This window comes from Streptomyces sp. NPDC053069 (genome assembly GCF_044546895.1).
GTDB lineage: Bacteria > Actinomycetota > Actinomycetes > Streptomycetales > Streptomycetaceae > Streptomyces.
The window spans coordinates 134,722-149,790 of the sequence record NZ_JBITZN010000014.1; the positions used below are offsets into that span (position 1 = coordinate 134,722).

Consider the following 15,069-nt stretch of genomic DNA (forward strand, 5'->3'; position numbering starts at 1 on the left):
CTGACGAGACGGTACAAAACAAGACGGCCACAGATGCAGGACGGCCGGACAGGACGGCCGCGCCGGCGGGGCGGCCGTACCGGACGGAACGCCTGCGGCACGAGAGAACTCTGAGGGAGAACGCGATGAGCGCACCCGACGGCAGCCCGGTCGGCGCCGAACGCAGCATCGGCCAGCTGTTCGCCTCGGCGACGACCGAATTGTCGGCGCTGGTGCACGACGAGATCGCGCTGGCCAAGGCGCAGCTGAAGCAGGACGTGAAGAAGGGCGCGATGAGCGGCGGCGCCTTCTCGATGGCGGGCGCCGTGCTGGTGTTCTCCCTGCCGATGCTCAACTTCGCGCTCGCCTACGGCATCCGGACCTGGAGCGGCTGGAACCTGGCGGTCTGCTTCCTGCTGTCCTTCGCGGCCAACGTGCTGGTCGCCGGCCTCCTCGCGCTGATCGGCGTGACGTTCGCGAAGAAGGCCAAGAAGAGCAAGGGCCCGCAGAAGGTGGCCGCCTCCATGAAGGAGACGGCGGGCGTCCTGCAGAACGCCAAGCCGCATCCGCGCGCGGAGCTTCCCGAGGACCGGGCTCCCGCGGCCATCGAGGCTGTGGCACGCTCGTCGTCATGACGGACCCCGCCCCTTCGGCCGTACGGATCGATGTTCCCCACGGGAAAGTGACGCACAGGGACGTCGCCGCCAACGGTGCGCGCTTCCACATCGCCGAACTCGGCGACGGCCCCCTGGTGCTGCTGCTGCACGGCTTCCCGCAGTTCTGGTGGACCTGGCGGCACCAGCTGGTGGCGCTCGCGGACGCGGGCTACCGGGCGGTGGCGATGGATCTGCGGGGCGTCGGCGGCAGTGACCGCACGCCCCGCGGGTACGACCCGGCCAATCTCGCGCTCGACGTCACCGGCGTGATCCGCTCGCTCGGCGAGCCGGACGCGGCGCTGGTCGGCCACGACCTGGGCGGCTATCTGGCGTGGACGGCGGCCGCGATGCGGCCCAAGCTCGTACGACGGCTCGCGGTCGTCTCCATGCCGCATCCGCGGCGCTGGCGCGCGGCGATGCTGCGGGACGCCCGGCAGACGGCCGCCAACTCCTACATCTGGGGTTTCCAGCGGCCGTGGATCCCGGAGCGTCAACTCACCGCGGACGACGGGGCGCTGGTGGGCCGGCTGATCCGGGACTGGTCCGGGCCACGCCCGCCGGAGGACGAGGCGGTGGAGATCTACCAGCGGGCCATGTGCATCCCGTCGACCGCGCACTGCGCGATCGAGCCGTACCGCTGGCTGGTGCGCTCGCTGGCCCGCCCGGACGGCATCCAGTTCAACCGCCGGATGAAGCGGCCGGTGCGGGTGCCCACGCTGCATCTGCACGGCTCCCTGGACCCGGTGACGCGCACGCGCAGCGCGGCCGGTTCGGGCGAGTACGTCGAAGCGCCGTACCGCTGGCGTCTGTTCGACGGCCTCGGCCACTTCCCGCACGAGGAGGACCCGGCGGCGTTCTCCACGGAACTGGTCAACTGGCTGAAGGATCCCGAGCCGGACCGGTGATACGCGCCGGTGACGGGCAGACGCGAGGGTCGTGTGGCCGCGTTCGTCTGTGACCGTTCGGTGACGGGCTCGATGCGCCGAGTATCCAGATCGTGAACACTTGTCCTGCGAACGGCCACATGCCTGCCGCATAGGCCAATTGGGCGGCGCTCAGGCGGTTATCGACCTTCGGGCAGGGGCACACGTCGGGGTATGGGCTGGACGCACGACTACAGTGACGCACCCCGCAACCGCCGCTCGGCCGCCGGTCTGAGCACGCCTCAGCGAGGCAATCCGCAACTCGCCGAAGGAGACCTCCGCGTGGGGATTCCACACATCCTGCGCCGCCGCGCCCGTTGGGTGTCCGTGCGTCTGCGTCACCCGCGCGGCTGACACCGCGCGGCTGACTCTTCCTCCGCAGCGTCACAGGGCGCAGCTGTCCGTGCCCACCTGCTCGTTCGCCGTACGTCCCCGCGCGATGTCGGGCCGGATCTCGTCCGCCGTGAGGGCGTAGCCGGTGTCGGCGTCGTCGAGGGACTTGGCGAACACCACGCCGTACACCCGGCCGTCGGGGGTGAGCAGCGGGCCGCCCGAGTTGCCCTGACGGACGGTCGTGTACAGCGAGTAGACGTCCCGGCGGACGGTGCCGCGGTGGTAGATGTCCGGGCCGTTGGCCGTGATGCGCCCGCGCACGCGCGCGGCGCGCACGTCGTAGGAGCCGTTCTCCGGGAAGCCCGCGACGATCGCGCCGTCGCCCCCGGCCGCGTCCTGCGGGGAGAACCGCAGGACGTGCGCCCTCAGGTCGGGTACGTCGAGCACGGCGATGTCGCGCTTCCAGTCGTACAGGACGACCTTGGCGTCGTACTTGCGGCCCTCGCCGCCTATCTGCACGGTGGGCTCGTCGACGCCGCCGACGACATGCGCGTTGGTCATGACCCGGCGGTCGGCGAAGACGAAACCGGTGCCCTCCAGCACCTTGCCGCAGCTCTGGGCGGTGCCGGTCACCTTCACGATGGAGCGCTGGGCGCGCAGGGTCACCGGGCTGTTCGCGAGGGCCGGGTCGGGCGGCTCCACGTCCTTGATCGGCTCGTTGGCGAAGGGGCTGAAGACCTGCGGGAAGCCGTTCTGCGCCAGGACCGAGGAGAAGTCCGCGAACCAGGTGTCGGCCTGGGCGGGCAGCGCCCGGGAGACGCCGAGGAGCACCTTGGAGCCACGGACCTCCTTGCCGAGCGTGGGCAGGGTGGTGCCGGCCAGGGCGGACCCGATCAGCCAGGCCACCAGCAGCATGGCGATGACGTTGACCAGCGCGCCGCCGGTGGCGTCCAGGGCGCGGGCCGGGGACCAGGTGATGTACCGGCGCAGCTTGTTGCCGAGGTGGGTGGTCAGGGCCTGTCCGACGGAGGCGCAGACGATGACGACGACCACGGCGACCACGGCGGCGGTGGTGCCGACCTCCGCGTTGTCGGTCACGGCGTCCCAGAGCACGGGCAGGGCGTAGACGGCGACGAGGCCGCCGCCCAGGAACCCGATCACCGACAGGATGCCGACGACGAAGCCCTGGCGGTAGCCGACGACCGCGAACCACACGGCCGCGACCAGCAACAGGATGTCCAGCACGTTCACTGCTTCAGGCCTCGCCTACTCCACTCCGCTCCCCGCGGCCCGGCCGGGGGTCCGGGGTCGGCCCCCGGAAAGACACAGCACGGACGACACCCTGTCATGAGTGCCAGTCGAGCGGGACGTGTCTCTCCCGGGGCCAGGGACGCTCCCAGCCCGCGAAGTGGAGCAGGCGGTCGATCACTCCCGCCGTGAAGCCCCACACCAGGGCCGATTCGACCAGGAATGCCGGGCCTCGGTGGCCGCTGGGGTGGACGGTGGTGGCGCGGTTGGCGGGGTCCGTGAGATCCGCCACGGGGACCGTGAAGACCCGCGCGGTCTCGTTCGGATCCACGACGCCGACCGGGCTGGGTTCGCGCCACCAGCCGAGCACGGGCGTGACGACGAAGCCGCTGACCGGAATGTACAGCGCGGGCAGCACCCCGAAGAGCTGGACGCCGGACGGATCCAGGCCGGTCTCCTCCTCGGCCTCGCGCAGCGCGGCCCGGAGCGGGCCGTCGGTGTGCGGGTCGCCGTCCTCCGGGTCGAGCGCGCCGCCCGGGAAGGACGGCTGCCCGGCGTGCGAGCGCAGCGAGCCGGCGCGCTCCATCAGCAGCAGCTCCGGGCCGCGCTCACCCTCGCCGAACAGGATCAGCACGGCCGACTTGCGCCCCGAGCCGTTCTCCGGCGGCAGGAAGCGGCTCAGCTGGAGCGGCTCGACCGTCTCGGCCGCCCGCACCACCGGCGCCAGCCACTCCGGCAGCCCTTCCCTGCTCAGCGTCACCGGGCCGCGCGCCGCCGCGCCGCGTGTCACCTGGCCGCTCCGCGCCTCACTGGCCCTCGCCATCGCCGCCCCCCTCGCTCTGCCTGTCCAACGCCCGAGGGCCCCGAGATCGTTCCGTCACGCGGCCCCCAGTGGCGGGGCCGGCCTGCCGCCCGCGTCGAGGTAGGCCTGCGGGGGCTTGAGCCGCTGGCCGGGGAGGCCGCCCTTCTCGTACTTCAGGAGCTTCTTCGCCTTCTCCGGGTCGGTCTCGCCCTCGCCGTAGGCCGGGCAGAGCGGGGCGATCGGGCAGGCGCCGCAGGCGGGTTTGCGGGCGTGGCAGATCCGGCGGCCGTGCCAGATCACGTGGTGGGAGAGGTCGGTCCAGTCGCTCTTCGGGAACAGCGCGCCGACGGCGGCCTCGATCTTGTCCGGGTCGGTCTCCTCGGTCCACTGCCAGCGCTGCACCAGCCTCTGGAAGTGGGTGTCCACGGTGATCCCGGGCCGTCCGAAGGCGTTGCCGAGCACGACGAAAGCGGTCTTGCGGCCGACGCCGGGCAGCTTGACCAGGTCCTCCAGCCTGCCCGGGACCTCACCGCCGAAGTCCTCGGCGAGGGCCTTGGACAGCCCCATCACCGACTTGGTCTTGGCCCGGAAGAACCCGCAAGGGCGCAGGATCTCCTCGACCTCCTCCGGGTTGGCGGCGGCCAGGTCCTCGGGGGCCGGGTATTTCGCGAAGAGCGCCGGGGTCGTCTGGTTGACACGCAGGTCGGTGGTCTGAGCCGACAGCACGGTGGCGACCAGCAGCTGGAACGGGTTCTCGAAGTCCAGCTCGGGATGGGCGTACGGGTACACCTCGGCCAGCTCGCGGTTGATGCGGCGGGCGCGGCGGACCAGCGCGGTGCGGGACTCGTCCCTCGGCGGCCTGACGGCGACCTTCTTGGCGGGCGCCGCCTTCTTCACCGGCACGGTCTTGCCGGTGGCGACGGCCTTCTTCGCAGCGGTGACCTTCTTGGCGGTGACCTTCTTGGCTGACGTGACCTTCTTGGCTGAGGTGACCTTCTTGACCGAAGCAGCCTTTTTAGCCGTTTTTCCGGTTTTCTTATCACCGCCCGAGCCTTGTTCGCCCACAGCGGAATTGCGACGTTCAACCACTCGCTCAACCCCCTTGGCCTGTGCTCTCACCGGCGAATTGGACACCCGGCCAGCCTAGAGCCCGGCACCGACATCCGCCCCGGACCCCGTTGATCGGACTCCGATTGGACCCCTGACGCTTACCTCGGGACACCTGTGCGGCATCCTTGTGACAGATCACACTGTTTGGACCGTCCGGCAAAATGGGGAACACGGTCCCCTGGCACTCGGGGGAGCAAGATCCCCTGAGCAGGTCGACAAGGAGAGAACTCAGTGGACGACGTTCTGCGGCGCAACCCGCTCTTCGCGGCTCTCGACGACGAGCAGGCCGCGGAGCTTCGCGCCTCCATGAGTGAGGTGACCCTCGCACGCGGCGACTCCCTGTTCCACGAGGGCGACCCGGGCGACCGGCTGTACGTCGTCACCGAGGGCAAGGTCAAGCTGCACCGCACCTCCCCCGACGGCCGCGAGAACATGCTCGCCGTCGTCGGCCCCGGCGAGCTGATCGGCGAGCTGTCGCTCTTCGACCCCGGCCCGCGTACGGCGACCGCGACCGCGCTGACCGAGGTCAAGCTGCTCGGACTCGGCCACGGCGACCTCCAGCCCTGGCTGAACGCCCGCCCCGAGGTGGCCGGCGCCCTGCTGCGCGCCGTCGCCCGCCGTCTGCGCAAGACCAACGACGCCATGTCCGACCTGGTCTTCTCCGACGTCCCCGGCCGCGTGGCGCGCGCCCTGCTGGACCTCTCGCGCCGCTTCGGCGTGCAGTCCGAGGAGGGCATCCACGTCGTCCACGACCTCACGCAGGAGGAGCTGGCCCAGCTGGTCGGCGCCTCGCGCGAGACCGTGAACAAGGCGCTGGCGGACTTCGCCCAGCGCGGGTGGCTCCGCCTGGAGGCGCGGGCGGTGATCCTCCTGGACGTGGAGAGGCTGGCCAAGCGCTCCCGCTGACGCTGGTCTCGGCCGTACGACCCCGGGGTCCGCTCTCGTGAGCCGGGCCCCGCTGTCGTTGCCGCCGCTCCCAGCGCCCCCGCCGCACGAACGCTCCCTCGCGCACGTGCCCGCCTGAAGGACCCGCGCCGCAGAGCTGACCGACCGGGGGGACCCCCAGGGGCATGCCCGTGACGCGCGTCACCGCCGAGGACGTGCTCCAGGAGAGCTGTCTGCGCCGGCGGCAGGTCGATGCGGACACGGTGGAGCACGTGGTCCGGCCACTCGACGGAGGCGCGCTCGACAGAGGATCACTCGGCTGAGCCGGCTGGCCCGGCACGAGCTCGGCCGCATGACGTTCACCGAGACGGCCGGCGGCACCCTGGTCCGGGGGACCACCCGGGCGGAGATCCCCTGCCGCTGCTCGGCGCCCCGCTCACCCGGTTCCTGGCCCGCCCGGTGATCACGCGCACCTTCGGCAACATCCTCGACGCCGCCGAGAAGGCGCTCGCCCCCTAGATCAGTCCGTGCTCGCTCAGGTAGTCCAGCTGGGCCCGTACCGACAGTTCCGCCGCCGGCCACAGCGAGCGGTCCACGTCGGCGTAGACGTGGGCGACGACCTGGGCCGGGGTGCGGTAGCCGTCCTCGACCGCCGTCTCCACCTGGGCGAGCCGGTGCGCGCGGTGCGCGAGGTAGAACTCCACGGCGCCCTGGGCGTCCTCCAGGACCGGCCCGTGGCCCGGCAGGACGGTGTGCACGCCGTCGTCCACCGTCAGGGACCGCAGGCGGCGCAGGGAGTCCAGATAGTCGCCGAGACGGCCGTCCGGGTGCGCCACGACCGTCGTACCGCGCCCGAGGATGGTGTCGCCGGTCAGCACGGCCCGGTCGGCCGGGAGATGGAAGCACAGCGAGTCCGCGGTGTGCCCGGGGGTCGGTACGACCCTCAGCTCCAGGCCGCCGACGGTGATCACGTCGCCGGCGGCCAGGCCCTCGTCGCCCAGGCGCAGCGCCGGATCGAGGGCACGCACGCGCGTGCCGGTCAGTTCCGCGAAGCGGGCGGCGCCCTCGGCGTGGTCGGGGTGGCCGTGGGTGAGCAGGGTCAGGGCTATGCGCTTGCCGGCCTTCTCTGCGGTGTCCACGACGGTGCGCAGATGGCCGTCCTCCAGTGGGCCCGGGTCGATCACCACGGCGAGATCGGAGTCCGGCTCGGCGACGATCCAGGTGTTGGTGCCGTCCAGGGTCATCGCGGAGGCGTTGGGCGCGAGGACGTTGACGGCCCGTTCGGTGGCGGGGCCGGAGAGCACCTGGCCGCGGGGCTGGCCCGGCAGGGCGCTTGCGTCGGTCATACGGGGCCTCCACCCGTCGTCTCGGCGGTCGTCGCAACGCTGGTCCCGGTGGGCGTCCCGGTGTTCGTCGCAGCGCTCGTGCCGGCGGTCGTCGGATCCGTCGGGATGTGCTTGGTGAACTCCTCGTGCCCGGGCCAGGACAGGACGATCTCGCAGTCCTGGAGACGGGCGCCCGCCATCACCGGCGTCAGGTCACGCGCGGGGGCCGCCGCCAGCGCCTCGGCGGCGGTGGCGTACGGCAGCAGCTGGCGCAGCGTGGCGATGGTGGGCGGCATCATCAGCAGCTCGCCCCTGTCGTAGCCGGCGGCGGCCTGAGCGGGGCGGATCCACACCGTGCGGTCGGCCTCCGTGGAGGCGTTCCGGGTGCGCTGGCCCTCGGGCAGGGCGGCCACGAAGAACCAGGTGTCGTAGCGGCGGGCCTCGAACTCCGGGGTGATCCAGCGGGTCCAGGCGCCCAGCAGGTCCGAGCGCAGCACCAGGCCGCGCCGGTCCAGGAACTCGGCGAAGGACAGCTCACGCGCGACCAGCGCGGCCCGGTCCGCCTCCCAGTCGTCCCCGGTGGTGTCGCCGACGACCGACTCCGCGTCGGGCCCGGCGAGCAGGACGCCCGTCTCCTCGTACGTCTCCCGTACGGCCGCGCAGACGATCGCCTGGGCGCCCGGCTCGTCCACGCCCAGACGGTCCGCCCACCACGCGCGCGTGGGGCCCGCCCAGCCCACCAGACGGTCGTCGTCGCGCGGGTCGACCCCGCCTCCGGGATACGCGTACGCGCCTCCGGCGAAGGCCATGGAGGCGCGTCTGCGCAGCATGTGGACGACCGGACCGGACTCGGTGTCCTTCAGGAGCAGCACCGTGGCCGCGCGTCTGGGGGACACCGGGGTGAGCGTGCCGTCCGCGAGCGCGCGGATGCGGTCCGGCCACTCCGGGGGGTACCACTGACCGTTCGCCATGGCCGGAGGCTATCCCGTGTAGGGCGAATGTTCGAGAGGTGCCCGAGGCCGGCGGTGCTCCGGTGCGGTGCGTGGGGTTACTGGGCGAGTTCCACCTGGATCTCGACCTCGACCGGCGCGTCCAGCGGCAGCACCGCGACGCCGACCGCGCTGCGGGCGTGCACGCCCTTGTCGCCGAGGACCTCGCCGAGCAGTTCGCTGGCACCGTTGACGACACCGGGCTGCCCGGTGAAGTCGGCGGCGGAGGCGACGAAGCCGACGACCTTCACCACGCGCGCGATGCGGTCGAGGTCGCCGGTGACGGACTTCACCGCGGCCAGCGCGTTCAACGCGCACGTGCGGGCCAGGTCCTTGGCCTCCTCCGGCGTGACCTCGGCGCCCACCTTGCCGGTGACCGGCAGCTTGCCCTCGACCATCGGCAGCTGGCCGGCGGTGTACACGTACGCGCCGGACTGCACGGCCGGCTGGTACGCGGCCAGCGGCGGTACGACCTCCGGCAGGGTCAGCCCCAGTTCGGCCAGCTTGGCCTCGACCGCGCTCATGCCTGCTTCTCCCGCTTCAGGTAGGCCACGAGCTGCTCCGGGTTGTTGGGCCCGGGCACGACCTGGACGAGCTCCCAGCCGTCCTCGCCCCAGGTGTCCAGAATCTGCTTCGTGGCATGGACGAGCAGCGGCACGGTTGCGTATTCCCACTTGGTCATGGGGCCGACTGTAGCCGCTGCGACCGGCGGGGACGGCGGCCGGCCACGGCCGGCTGTGTCCGGCGTCGTCCACAGGCCGGGCAGCGGGCTGTGACCAGCGTTATCCACAGCCTCCCGCGTGAGTCCCGGCCGGACTGGTTAGTCTCGAATACGTGAGCAGGCTCCAGGTCGTCAGCGGCAAGGGCGGGACCGGAAAGACGACGGTCGCCGCCGCACTGGCGCTGGCCCTCGCGACCGAGGGGAAGCGGACGCTTCTCGTCGAGGTCGAGGGCCGGCAGGGCATCGCCCAGCTCTTCGAAACGGAGGCGTTGCCGTATGAGGAGCGGAAGATCGCGGTCGCTCCGGGGGGCGGCGAGGTGTACGCCCTGGCCATAGACCCCGAACTGGCCCTTCTGGACTACCTCCAGATGTTCTACAAGCTCGGTGGCGCGGGCCGGGCCCTGAAGAAGCTCGGCGCGATCGACTTCGCCACCACCATCGCCCCGGGCATCAGGGACGTCCTGCTGACCGGCAAGGCGTGCGAGGCGGTGCGCCGCAAGGACAGGAGCGGCCGGTTCGCGTACGACTACGTCGTCATGGACGCCCCGCCGACCGGCCGCATCACCCGCTTCCTGAACGTCAACGACGAGGTGGCGGGCCTGGCGAAGATCGGCCCCATACACAATCAGGCACAGGCGGTGATGCGGGTGCTGAAGTCGCCGGAGACGGCGGTGCACCTGGTGACGCTGCTGGAGGAGATGCCGGTCCAGGAGACCGCCGACGGCATCGCCGAACTCCGTGCCGCGCGGCTGCCGGTGGGCCGGGTCATCGTGAACATGGTCCGGCCGGAGGTGTTGGACGCCGCCGACCTGGAACTCGTACGGACCGTGGAGCGTTCCTCTGTCGCACAGGCGTTGTCGGCGGCCGGGCTGGGCGGGGCCCGGCGTGGCGGCAACGCGGAGAAGCTGGTGGACCCGCTGCTGGAGCAGGCAGCGGAGTACGCCGAGCGGTACGCGCTGGAGCAGGAGCAGCGCGCGGTACTCGGCGAGCTGGGCCTGCCCCTGGGTGAACTGCCGCTGCTCGCCGAGGGCATGGACCTGGCGGGCCTGTACGAACTCGCCACCGAGCTGCGGAAGCAGGGGTTGTCATGAGTCCGGACCCGGCCGAGGCGCCCGACGCGGCAGTGACGGCCGAGGGGCGGGAGAAGACCCACGGTCTCTCCCCCGCGCGCTCCCTCGACATCGACTTGCTGCTGGACGACCCGAAGACCCGGATCGTGGTGTGCTGCGGCTCGGGCGGGGTCGGCAAGACGACGACCGCGGCAGCCCTCGGCCTGAGGGCGGCCGAGCGGGGCCGCAAGGTGGTCGTGCTGACCATCGACCCGGCCCGGCGGCTGGCCCAGTCGATGGGCATCGACTCGCTCGACAACGTCCCGCGCCGGGTGAAGGGCATCGAGGATCAAGGAAACGTGTCGCGCGGAGCTTCGGCCGAGGACGGTGGCGAGCGACGGGCGGGCGGCGAACTGCACGCCATGATGCTCGACATGAAGCGCACCTTCGACGAGGTCGTGGAGGCGCACGCGGACCCCGAGCGGGCGGCCGCGATCCTGGCGAACCCCTTCTACCAGTCGCTCTCGGCGGGTTTCGCGGGCACGCAGGAGTACATGGCGATGGAGAAGCTGGGCCAGCTGCGCGCGAAGGACGAGTGGGACCTGATCGTGGTCGACACCCCGCCGTCCCGCTCCGCGCTGGACTTCCTGGACGCGCCCAAGCGGCTCGGCTCCTTCCTCGACGGCCGGCTGATCCGGCTGCTGACCGCCCCCGCCAAGCTCGGCGGACGCGCGGGGATGGCCTTCCTCAACGTCGGCATGTCGATGATGACCGGCACCCTCGGCAAACTGCTGGGCGGCCAGCTGCTGAAGGACGTCCAGACGTTCGTGGCGGCGATGGACACCACCTTCGGCGGGTTCCGTACGCGCGCGGACGCCACGTACAAGCTGCTCCAGGCGCCCGGCACGGCGTTTCTGGTGGTCGCGGCCCCGGAGCGGGACGCGCTGCGGGAGGCGGCGTACTTCGTGGAGCGGCTGGCCGAGGAGAGGATGCCGCTGGTGGGCCTGGTGCTGAACCGGGTCCATGGCAGCGGCGCCGGCCGGCTGTCGGCCGAGCGGGCGCTCGCCGCCGCCGAAAATCTTGAGGACCCCCGCATTGTGGATCAGGGGGGCGGGAAAGCTGGACTTCGTAACTCTCCCGATGCATACGGCAGTTCGCGCCTTCCCGCATCCGAGACCGCAATCGACGCCCCTTCCGAAGAAGGCTCCCCCGCCGACGCGGAGCACTCCGTCGACCGGCTCACCGCGGGGCTGCTGCGACTGCACGCCGATCGCATGCAGCTGCTCTCGCGCGAGCAGCGCACGCGTGACCGTTTCACCGCCCGTCACCCCGAGGTGGCGGTGGTCGAAGTAGCCGCGCTGCCCGGCGACGTCCACGACCTCGCGGGCCTGCGCGACATCGGCGCCCGACTGGCAGCGGGCACGGCAGAGCGCACGGAACTGCCGTAGCGCGGCCACACGGACGCCCGGCAGGCCGCGCGGCACCTCGTGCGGCGAGCGGCCGCAGGCGCGCAGGTGACCGTCGTCTGCGCGCGGGCGAGCGGTTGCACGCGCGCACGCGAGTGGTCGCATGTGCACGGGTGACCGTCTTGTGCGTGCAGACAAGCGGTCGTACGTGCACCAGTGGCCGTCCTGCGCGCGTGGGTGGCACACGCGCGCTCGGCATGGCCGGCACATGCGCGGATGCAAGGCCACAAGCCTTCCGCGCAGAGCGCCTCGGCCCACCCGGGCCGCCTCCGCGGGAGAGGCCGCACGGCAGATCGCGGCTTCCCCGGGCGCAGGCCGGATCGGCGTTTCCCGGACCCCGTCGCTTCCCGGGTCCCGGGCATGCACCCACTCGGCACCCCCTGGACCTGTGCCCCGGGGGTGTGCCGGAGGGAATGCCCTCAGCTCACCGCCGCGTAGTGCTCGTACACCTCGTCGCTGTCGAGGGGCACGATGCCCGCGCCGCGCTCGTACTCCGAGCGGGCGGTCTCCAGCAGCCTGCGCCAGGAGGTCACGGTGGGCCGGCGGCGCAGCAGTGCGCGGCGCTCCCGCTCCGTCATACCTCCCCACACGCCGAACTCGACGCGGTTGTCCAGCGCGTCGGCCAGGCATTCGGTGCGTACCGGGCATCCGGTGCACACCGCCTTGGCCCTGTTCTGCGCTGCTCCCTGAACGAACAGTTCATCCGGATCGGTAGTGCGGCAGGCAGCCTGCGCACTCCAGTCGGTTACCCAGCCCATACCGGCGCCGTCCTCTCCCGAATCGAGGCTCCCCCACGGCGGCAGCGGCATATTCACCGCCGCCAGTTGAGGACGTTACGGAAGGTGGGCACAGCGCAACACCCCCTTCGGGCCCAATCTTGAATGGCCCGAACGGACTATGGGTAAGCGGCAGATCACCCGGGGGAGTGAGCTGGTGACATGCGTGATCATCCCGGCAAAGCGGGACTTCTGCGGTACGTCACATCGGGCGCCAGGTGACACACGAGGCGGATTCGGGCACGCCCCCATCAAAAAGTCGGGGTTCCTCCGGAACGATTCGGGGTCGCCGGACGTATTGATACATGGCCGCACTGCTGTGACAGTTGAGAGCAGCTTAGGCCAAGGCCTGCGCACATGTCCGGGAAATGGAAACGTAGGCAGGTCAGGTTGCGCTGCCGTCACGATCCGGCACCCGAACATCCCGAGGGAGAGCCGCTCCCTCGGAACGCTCATGAGTACGGATTAGGCTGCCCCCATGCCAAAGAAGCGCTCGGGCGGTGGTCTGTCGCCAACGCAGCAGGCCGCCAAGTTCCTCGGTGTCAGTGTGCTCGCCGGAGCCGTGATGGCGGGCATCGCACTGCCCGCGGCCGGCGCGCTGGGCCTCGCGGCCAAGGGCTCGGTCAAGAGCTTCGACGAGATCCCGGCCAATCTGAAGAGCCCCCAGCTCAGTCAGCGCACGACCATCCTGGACAACCGGGGCAAACCGATCGCGAGCGTCTACTCCCGTGACCGCACGGTGGTGGAACTCAAGGACATCTCGCCGTACATGCAGAAGGCGATCGTCGCGATCGAGGACTCGCGCTTCTACAAGCACGGCGCGATCGACCTGAAGGGCGTGCTGCGCGCCCTGAACAAGAACGCGCAGAGCGGCGGTGTCGCGCAGGGCGCCTCCACGCTCACCCAGCAGCTGGTGAAGAACTACTTCATCGAGGAGGCCGGCGACGACCCGACGAAGGTCGCCGAGGCCACCCAGCAGACCCTCGGCCGCAAGATCCGCGAGCTGAAGTACGCGATCCAGACCGAGGAGAAGCTCGGCAAGAAGAAGATCCTCGAGAACTACCTGAACATCACCTTCTTCGGCGAGCAGGCCTACGGTGTCGAGGCCGCCGCCCAGCGCTACTTCTCCAAGCACGCCAAGGACCTGAACCTCCAGGAATCGGCGCTGCTGGCCGGCATCGTGCAGTCCCCGAGCCGCTACGACCCGGTCAACGACGACGCCGAGGCCACCAAGCGGCGCAATGTCGTGCTCCAGCGGATGGCGGAGCTCGGCGACATCTCCCAGAAGGAGGCCGACCAGGCCAAGGAGAAGCCGCTCGCGCTGCACCCCAGCCACCCCAAGAACGGCTGCATCACCGCGGTCCGCGGCGCCGGCTTCTTCTGTGACTACGTACGCGACGTCGTCCTGAACGACCCGGTCTTCGGCACCACCAAGCAGGCCCGGGCGAAGCTCTGGAACCAGGGCGGCCTGACGATCCGTACGACGCTCGACCCGCAGGCGCAGGACTCCGCGCAGACGTCCATCAAGGACCATGTCTACAAGTCCGACGAGGTGGCGACGGCCGCGGCCATCGTCGAACCGGGCACCGGCAAGATCCTCGCCATGGGCCAGTCCCGCCCGTACGGCTTCGGCAAGAACGAGACGCAGATCAACCTCTCCGTCAACTCGGACATGGGCGGCGGCGCCGGCTACCAGCCCGGTTCGACGTTCAAGCCGATCGTCGCGGCGGCCGCGATCGAGGGCGGCAAGCCCCCGACGCAGGAGTACTCGTCGCCGTACGAGATGCCGTACCCGAGCACCGTGCAGGCGTGCAACGGCAGGATCTGGCGCAACGACCCGCGCAAGCCGGCCAAGCTGGCGAACGAGAACGAGTCGGAGCACGGCCCGTACGGCATGAAGGAAGCGACCGCCAAGTCGGTCAACACCTACTACGTGCAGCTGATCGGCGACATCGGCATCTGCCCGGTCATCGACATGGCCAAGAAGATGGGTGTGGCGCGCGCGGACGGCCGCAAGATCGACCAGGCCCCGTCCATCGCGCTCGGCACGCAGGAGATGTCACCGCTGACGATGGCGGGCGCGTACGCCACCTTCGCCTCGCGCGGTATGTACTGCACCCCGGTCGCCATCGAGTCGGTCACCCAGAAGATCGGCAGCCAGGTGAAGTCCCTTCCGGTGCCGAAGTCGAACTGCTCGCGCGCGATGTCGCAGAAGACCGCGGACACCGTCAGCACCATCCTCAAGGGCGTGGTCGAGGACGGTACGGGTCAGGAGGCCGGCCTCGGCGACCGCCCGAGCGCGGGCAAGACCGGTACGACGGACGAGCGCTTCGCGGCCTGGTTCGTCGGCTACACCCCGAACATGGCCGGCGCGGTCTGGGTCGGCGACCCGCAGCACAAGCGCAAGATGATCAACATCAGCATCGGCGGCGTACCGCACGACAAGGTGTTCGGTGGTGAGGTGCCCGGCCCGATCTGGCGCGACATGATGACCGGCGCGCTGGAGGGCAAGCCGGCCGAGGACTTCCACCTGATCGACATCCCCGACGACAACACCGGGGACGACCAGGGAAAAGGGCACGGGAAGAAGCACGGCGGCAAGAAGGGGGACAGCACGGGCGGGATCGGCGGCCTGATCGGCGGTCTGACGGACGGGGGAACGACGGACGGCGGCACGGGTGACACGATCGGCGGCACCATCGGCGGCCCCGTCCCGACGCCGACCTTCTCCCTCCCGGGCAACTTCATCCAGGGCCAGGGCAACGGCGGTGGCGGCGGCAATGGGAACGGCGGCCGGCGGGGCTAGG

At 71.0% G+C, this 15,069-nt stretch carries 16 protein-coding genes; 8 read left to right on the forward strand and 8 right to left on the reverse strand.

Annotated elements, in window-relative coordinates:
• Nucleotides 1-125: 125 nt before the first annotated feature.
• From ACIGXP_RS29295 to ACIGXP_RS29305, 3 genes are all read left to right on the forward strand, one after another.
• Nucleotides 126-614 (forward strand): phage holin family protein, encoded by a 489-nt coding sequence (locus tag ACIGXP_RS29295; protein ID WP_363215584.1) that lies wholly within the window; start codon nt 126-128, stop codon nt 612-614.
• Nucleotides 611-1,540 carry an alpha/beta hydrolase gene (locus ACIGXP_RS29300; RefSeq protein WP_363215585.1) on the forward strand — a complete coding sequence of 310 codons (930 nt, stop codon included), beginning with the start codon at nt 611-613 and terminating at the stop codon, nt 1,538-1,540. Before ACIGXP_RS29295 ends, ACIGXP_RS29300 begins: the two co-directional genes overlap by 4 nt.
• A 192-nt stretch (nt 1,541-1,732) precedes the next feature.
• Nucleotides 1,733-1,912 carry a hypothetical protein gene (locus ACIGXP_RS29305; RefSeq protein WP_351243917.1) on the forward strand — a complete coding sequence of 60 codons (180 nt, stop codon included), beginning with the start codon at nt 1,733-1,735 and terminating at the stop codon, nt 1,910-1,912.
• A 30-nt stretch (nt 1,913-1,942) separates the two neighbouring features.
• On the opposite strand, the gene ACIGXP_RS29310 is transcribed toward ACIGXP_RS29305, so the two are convergent.
• The 3 genes from ACIGXP_RS29310 to nth form a co-directional block, all read right to left on the reverse strand.
• Complete coding sequence (locus ACIGXP_RS29310) at nt 1,943-3,142, reverse strand: MarP family serine protease (protein ID WP_399773303.1); 1,200 nt, start codon at nt 3,140-3,142, stop codon at nt 1,943-1,945.
• A gap of 94 nt (nt 3,143-3,236) precedes the next feature.
• Nucleotides 3,237-3,962, reverse strand: coding sequence for an NUDIX hydrolase (locus ACIGXP_RS29315; protein ID WP_399773306.1), 726 nt, complete (start codon nt 3,960-3,962; stop codon nt 3,237-3,239).
• A 54-nt stretch (nt 3,963-4,016) separates the two neighbouring features.
• Nucleotides 4,017-5,006 (reverse strand): endonuclease III, encoded by a 990-nt coding sequence (gene nth, locus ACIGXP_RS29320; protein WP_363215587.1) that lies wholly within the window; start codon nt 5,004-5,006, stop codon nt 4,017-4,019.
• A 276-nt stretch (nt 5,007-5,282) separates the two neighbouring features.
• On the opposite strand from nth, the gene ACIGXP_RS29325 reads away from it, so the two are divergent.
• Both ACIGXP_RS29325 and ACIGXP_RS29330 read left to right on the forward strand, forming a co-directional pair.
• A complete protein-coding gene (locus ACIGXP_RS29325; RefSeq protein WP_014674022.1) occupies nt 5,283-5,957 on the forward strand; it encodes a Crp/Fnr family transcriptional regulator in 675 nt (224 codons plus the stop codon).
• A 164-nt stretch (nt 5,958-6,121) separates the two neighbouring features.
• Nucleotides 6,122-6,259, forward strand: coding sequence for a hypothetical protein (locus tag ACIGXP_RS29330; RefSeq protein WP_399773310.1), 138 nt, complete (start codon nt 6,122-6,124; stop codon nt 6,257-6,259).
• A gap of 192 nt (nt 6,260-6,451) precedes the next feature.
• Here ACIGXP_RS29330 and ACIGXP_RS29335 read toward each other — a convergent pair whose 3' ends face one another.
• The 4 genes from ACIGXP_RS29335 to ACIGXP_RS29350 all read right to left on the reverse strand — a co-directional run bounded on the left by ACIGXP_RS29335 (nt 6,452) and on the right by ACIGXP_RS29350 (nt 8,932).
• The gene (locus tag ACIGXP_RS29335; protein ID WP_363215589.1) at nt 6,452-7,282 is read right to left on the reverse strand and encodes an MBL fold metallo-hydrolase; all 831 of its coding nucleotides are present in this window, start codon (nt 7,280-7,282) and stop codon (nt 6,452-6,454) included.
• The gene (locus ACIGXP_RS29340; protein ID WP_399773313.1) at nt 7,279-8,232 is read right to left on the reverse strand and encodes an NUDIX hydrolase; all 954 of its coding nucleotides are present in this window, start codon (nt 8,230-8,232) and stop codon (nt 7,279-7,281) included. Before ACIGXP_RS29340 ends, ACIGXP_RS29335 begins: the two co-directional genes overlap by 4 nt.
• Nucleotides 8,233-8,309: 77 nt before the next feature.
• Nucleotides 8,310-8,774: a RidA family protein gene (locus ACIGXP_RS29345; protein ID WP_363215591.1), complete on the reverse strand. Its 465-nt coding sequence runs from the start codon at nt 8,772-8,774 to the stop codon at nt 8,310-8,312.
• Nucleotides 8,771-8,932: a DUF4177 domain-containing protein gene (locus ACIGXP_RS29350; RefSeq protein ID WP_003975360.1), complete on the reverse strand. Its 162-nt coding sequence runs from the start codon at nt 8,930-8,932 to the stop codon at nt 8,771-8,773. The genes ACIGXP_RS29345 and ACIGXP_RS29350 overlap by 4 nt, the downstream gene beginning before the upstream one ends.
• A gap of 152 nt (nt 8,933-9,084) precedes the next feature.
• Between ACIGXP_RS29350 and ACIGXP_RS29355 the strand changes: the two genes are divergently transcribed.
• Both ACIGXP_RS29355 and ACIGXP_RS29360 read left to right on the forward strand, forming a co-directional pair.
• Nucleotides 9,085-10,062: an ArsA-related P-loop ATPase gene (locus tag ACIGXP_RS29355; RefSeq protein ID WP_363215592.1), complete on the forward strand. Its 978-nt coding sequence runs from the start codon at nt 9,085-9,087 to the stop codon at nt 10,060-10,062.
• Nucleotides 10,059-11,468, forward strand: a complete 1,410-nt coding sequence (locus ACIGXP_RS29360) for an ArsA family ATPase (RefSeq protein ID WP_399773317.1) — start codon at nt 10,059-10,061, stop codon at nt 11,466-11,468. The genes ACIGXP_RS29355 and ACIGXP_RS29360 overlap by 4 nt, the downstream gene beginning before the upstream one ends.
• Before the next feature lie 437 nt (nt 11,469-11,905).
• On the opposite strand, the gene wblA is transcribed toward ACIGXP_RS29360, so the two are convergent.
• Nucleotides 11,906-12,244 carry a transcriptional regulator WblA gene (gene wblA / locus ACIGXP_RS29365; RefSeq protein WP_362111877.1) on the reverse strand — a complete coding sequence of 113 codons (339 nt, stop codon included), beginning with the start codon at nt 12,242-12,244 and terminating at the stop codon, nt 11,906-11,908.
• Nucleotides 12,245-12,740: 496 nt separating this feature from the next.
• On the opposite strand from wblA, the gene ACIGXP_RS29370 reads away from it, so the two are divergent.
• Nucleotides 12,741-15,068 carry a transglycosylase domain-containing protein gene (locus ACIGXP_RS29370; protein WP_363215594.1) on the forward strand — a complete coding sequence of 776 codons (2,328 nt, stop codon included), beginning with the start codon at nt 12,741-12,743 and terminating at the stop codon, nt 15,066-15,068.
• Nucleotide 15,069: the final 1 nt, after the last annotated feature.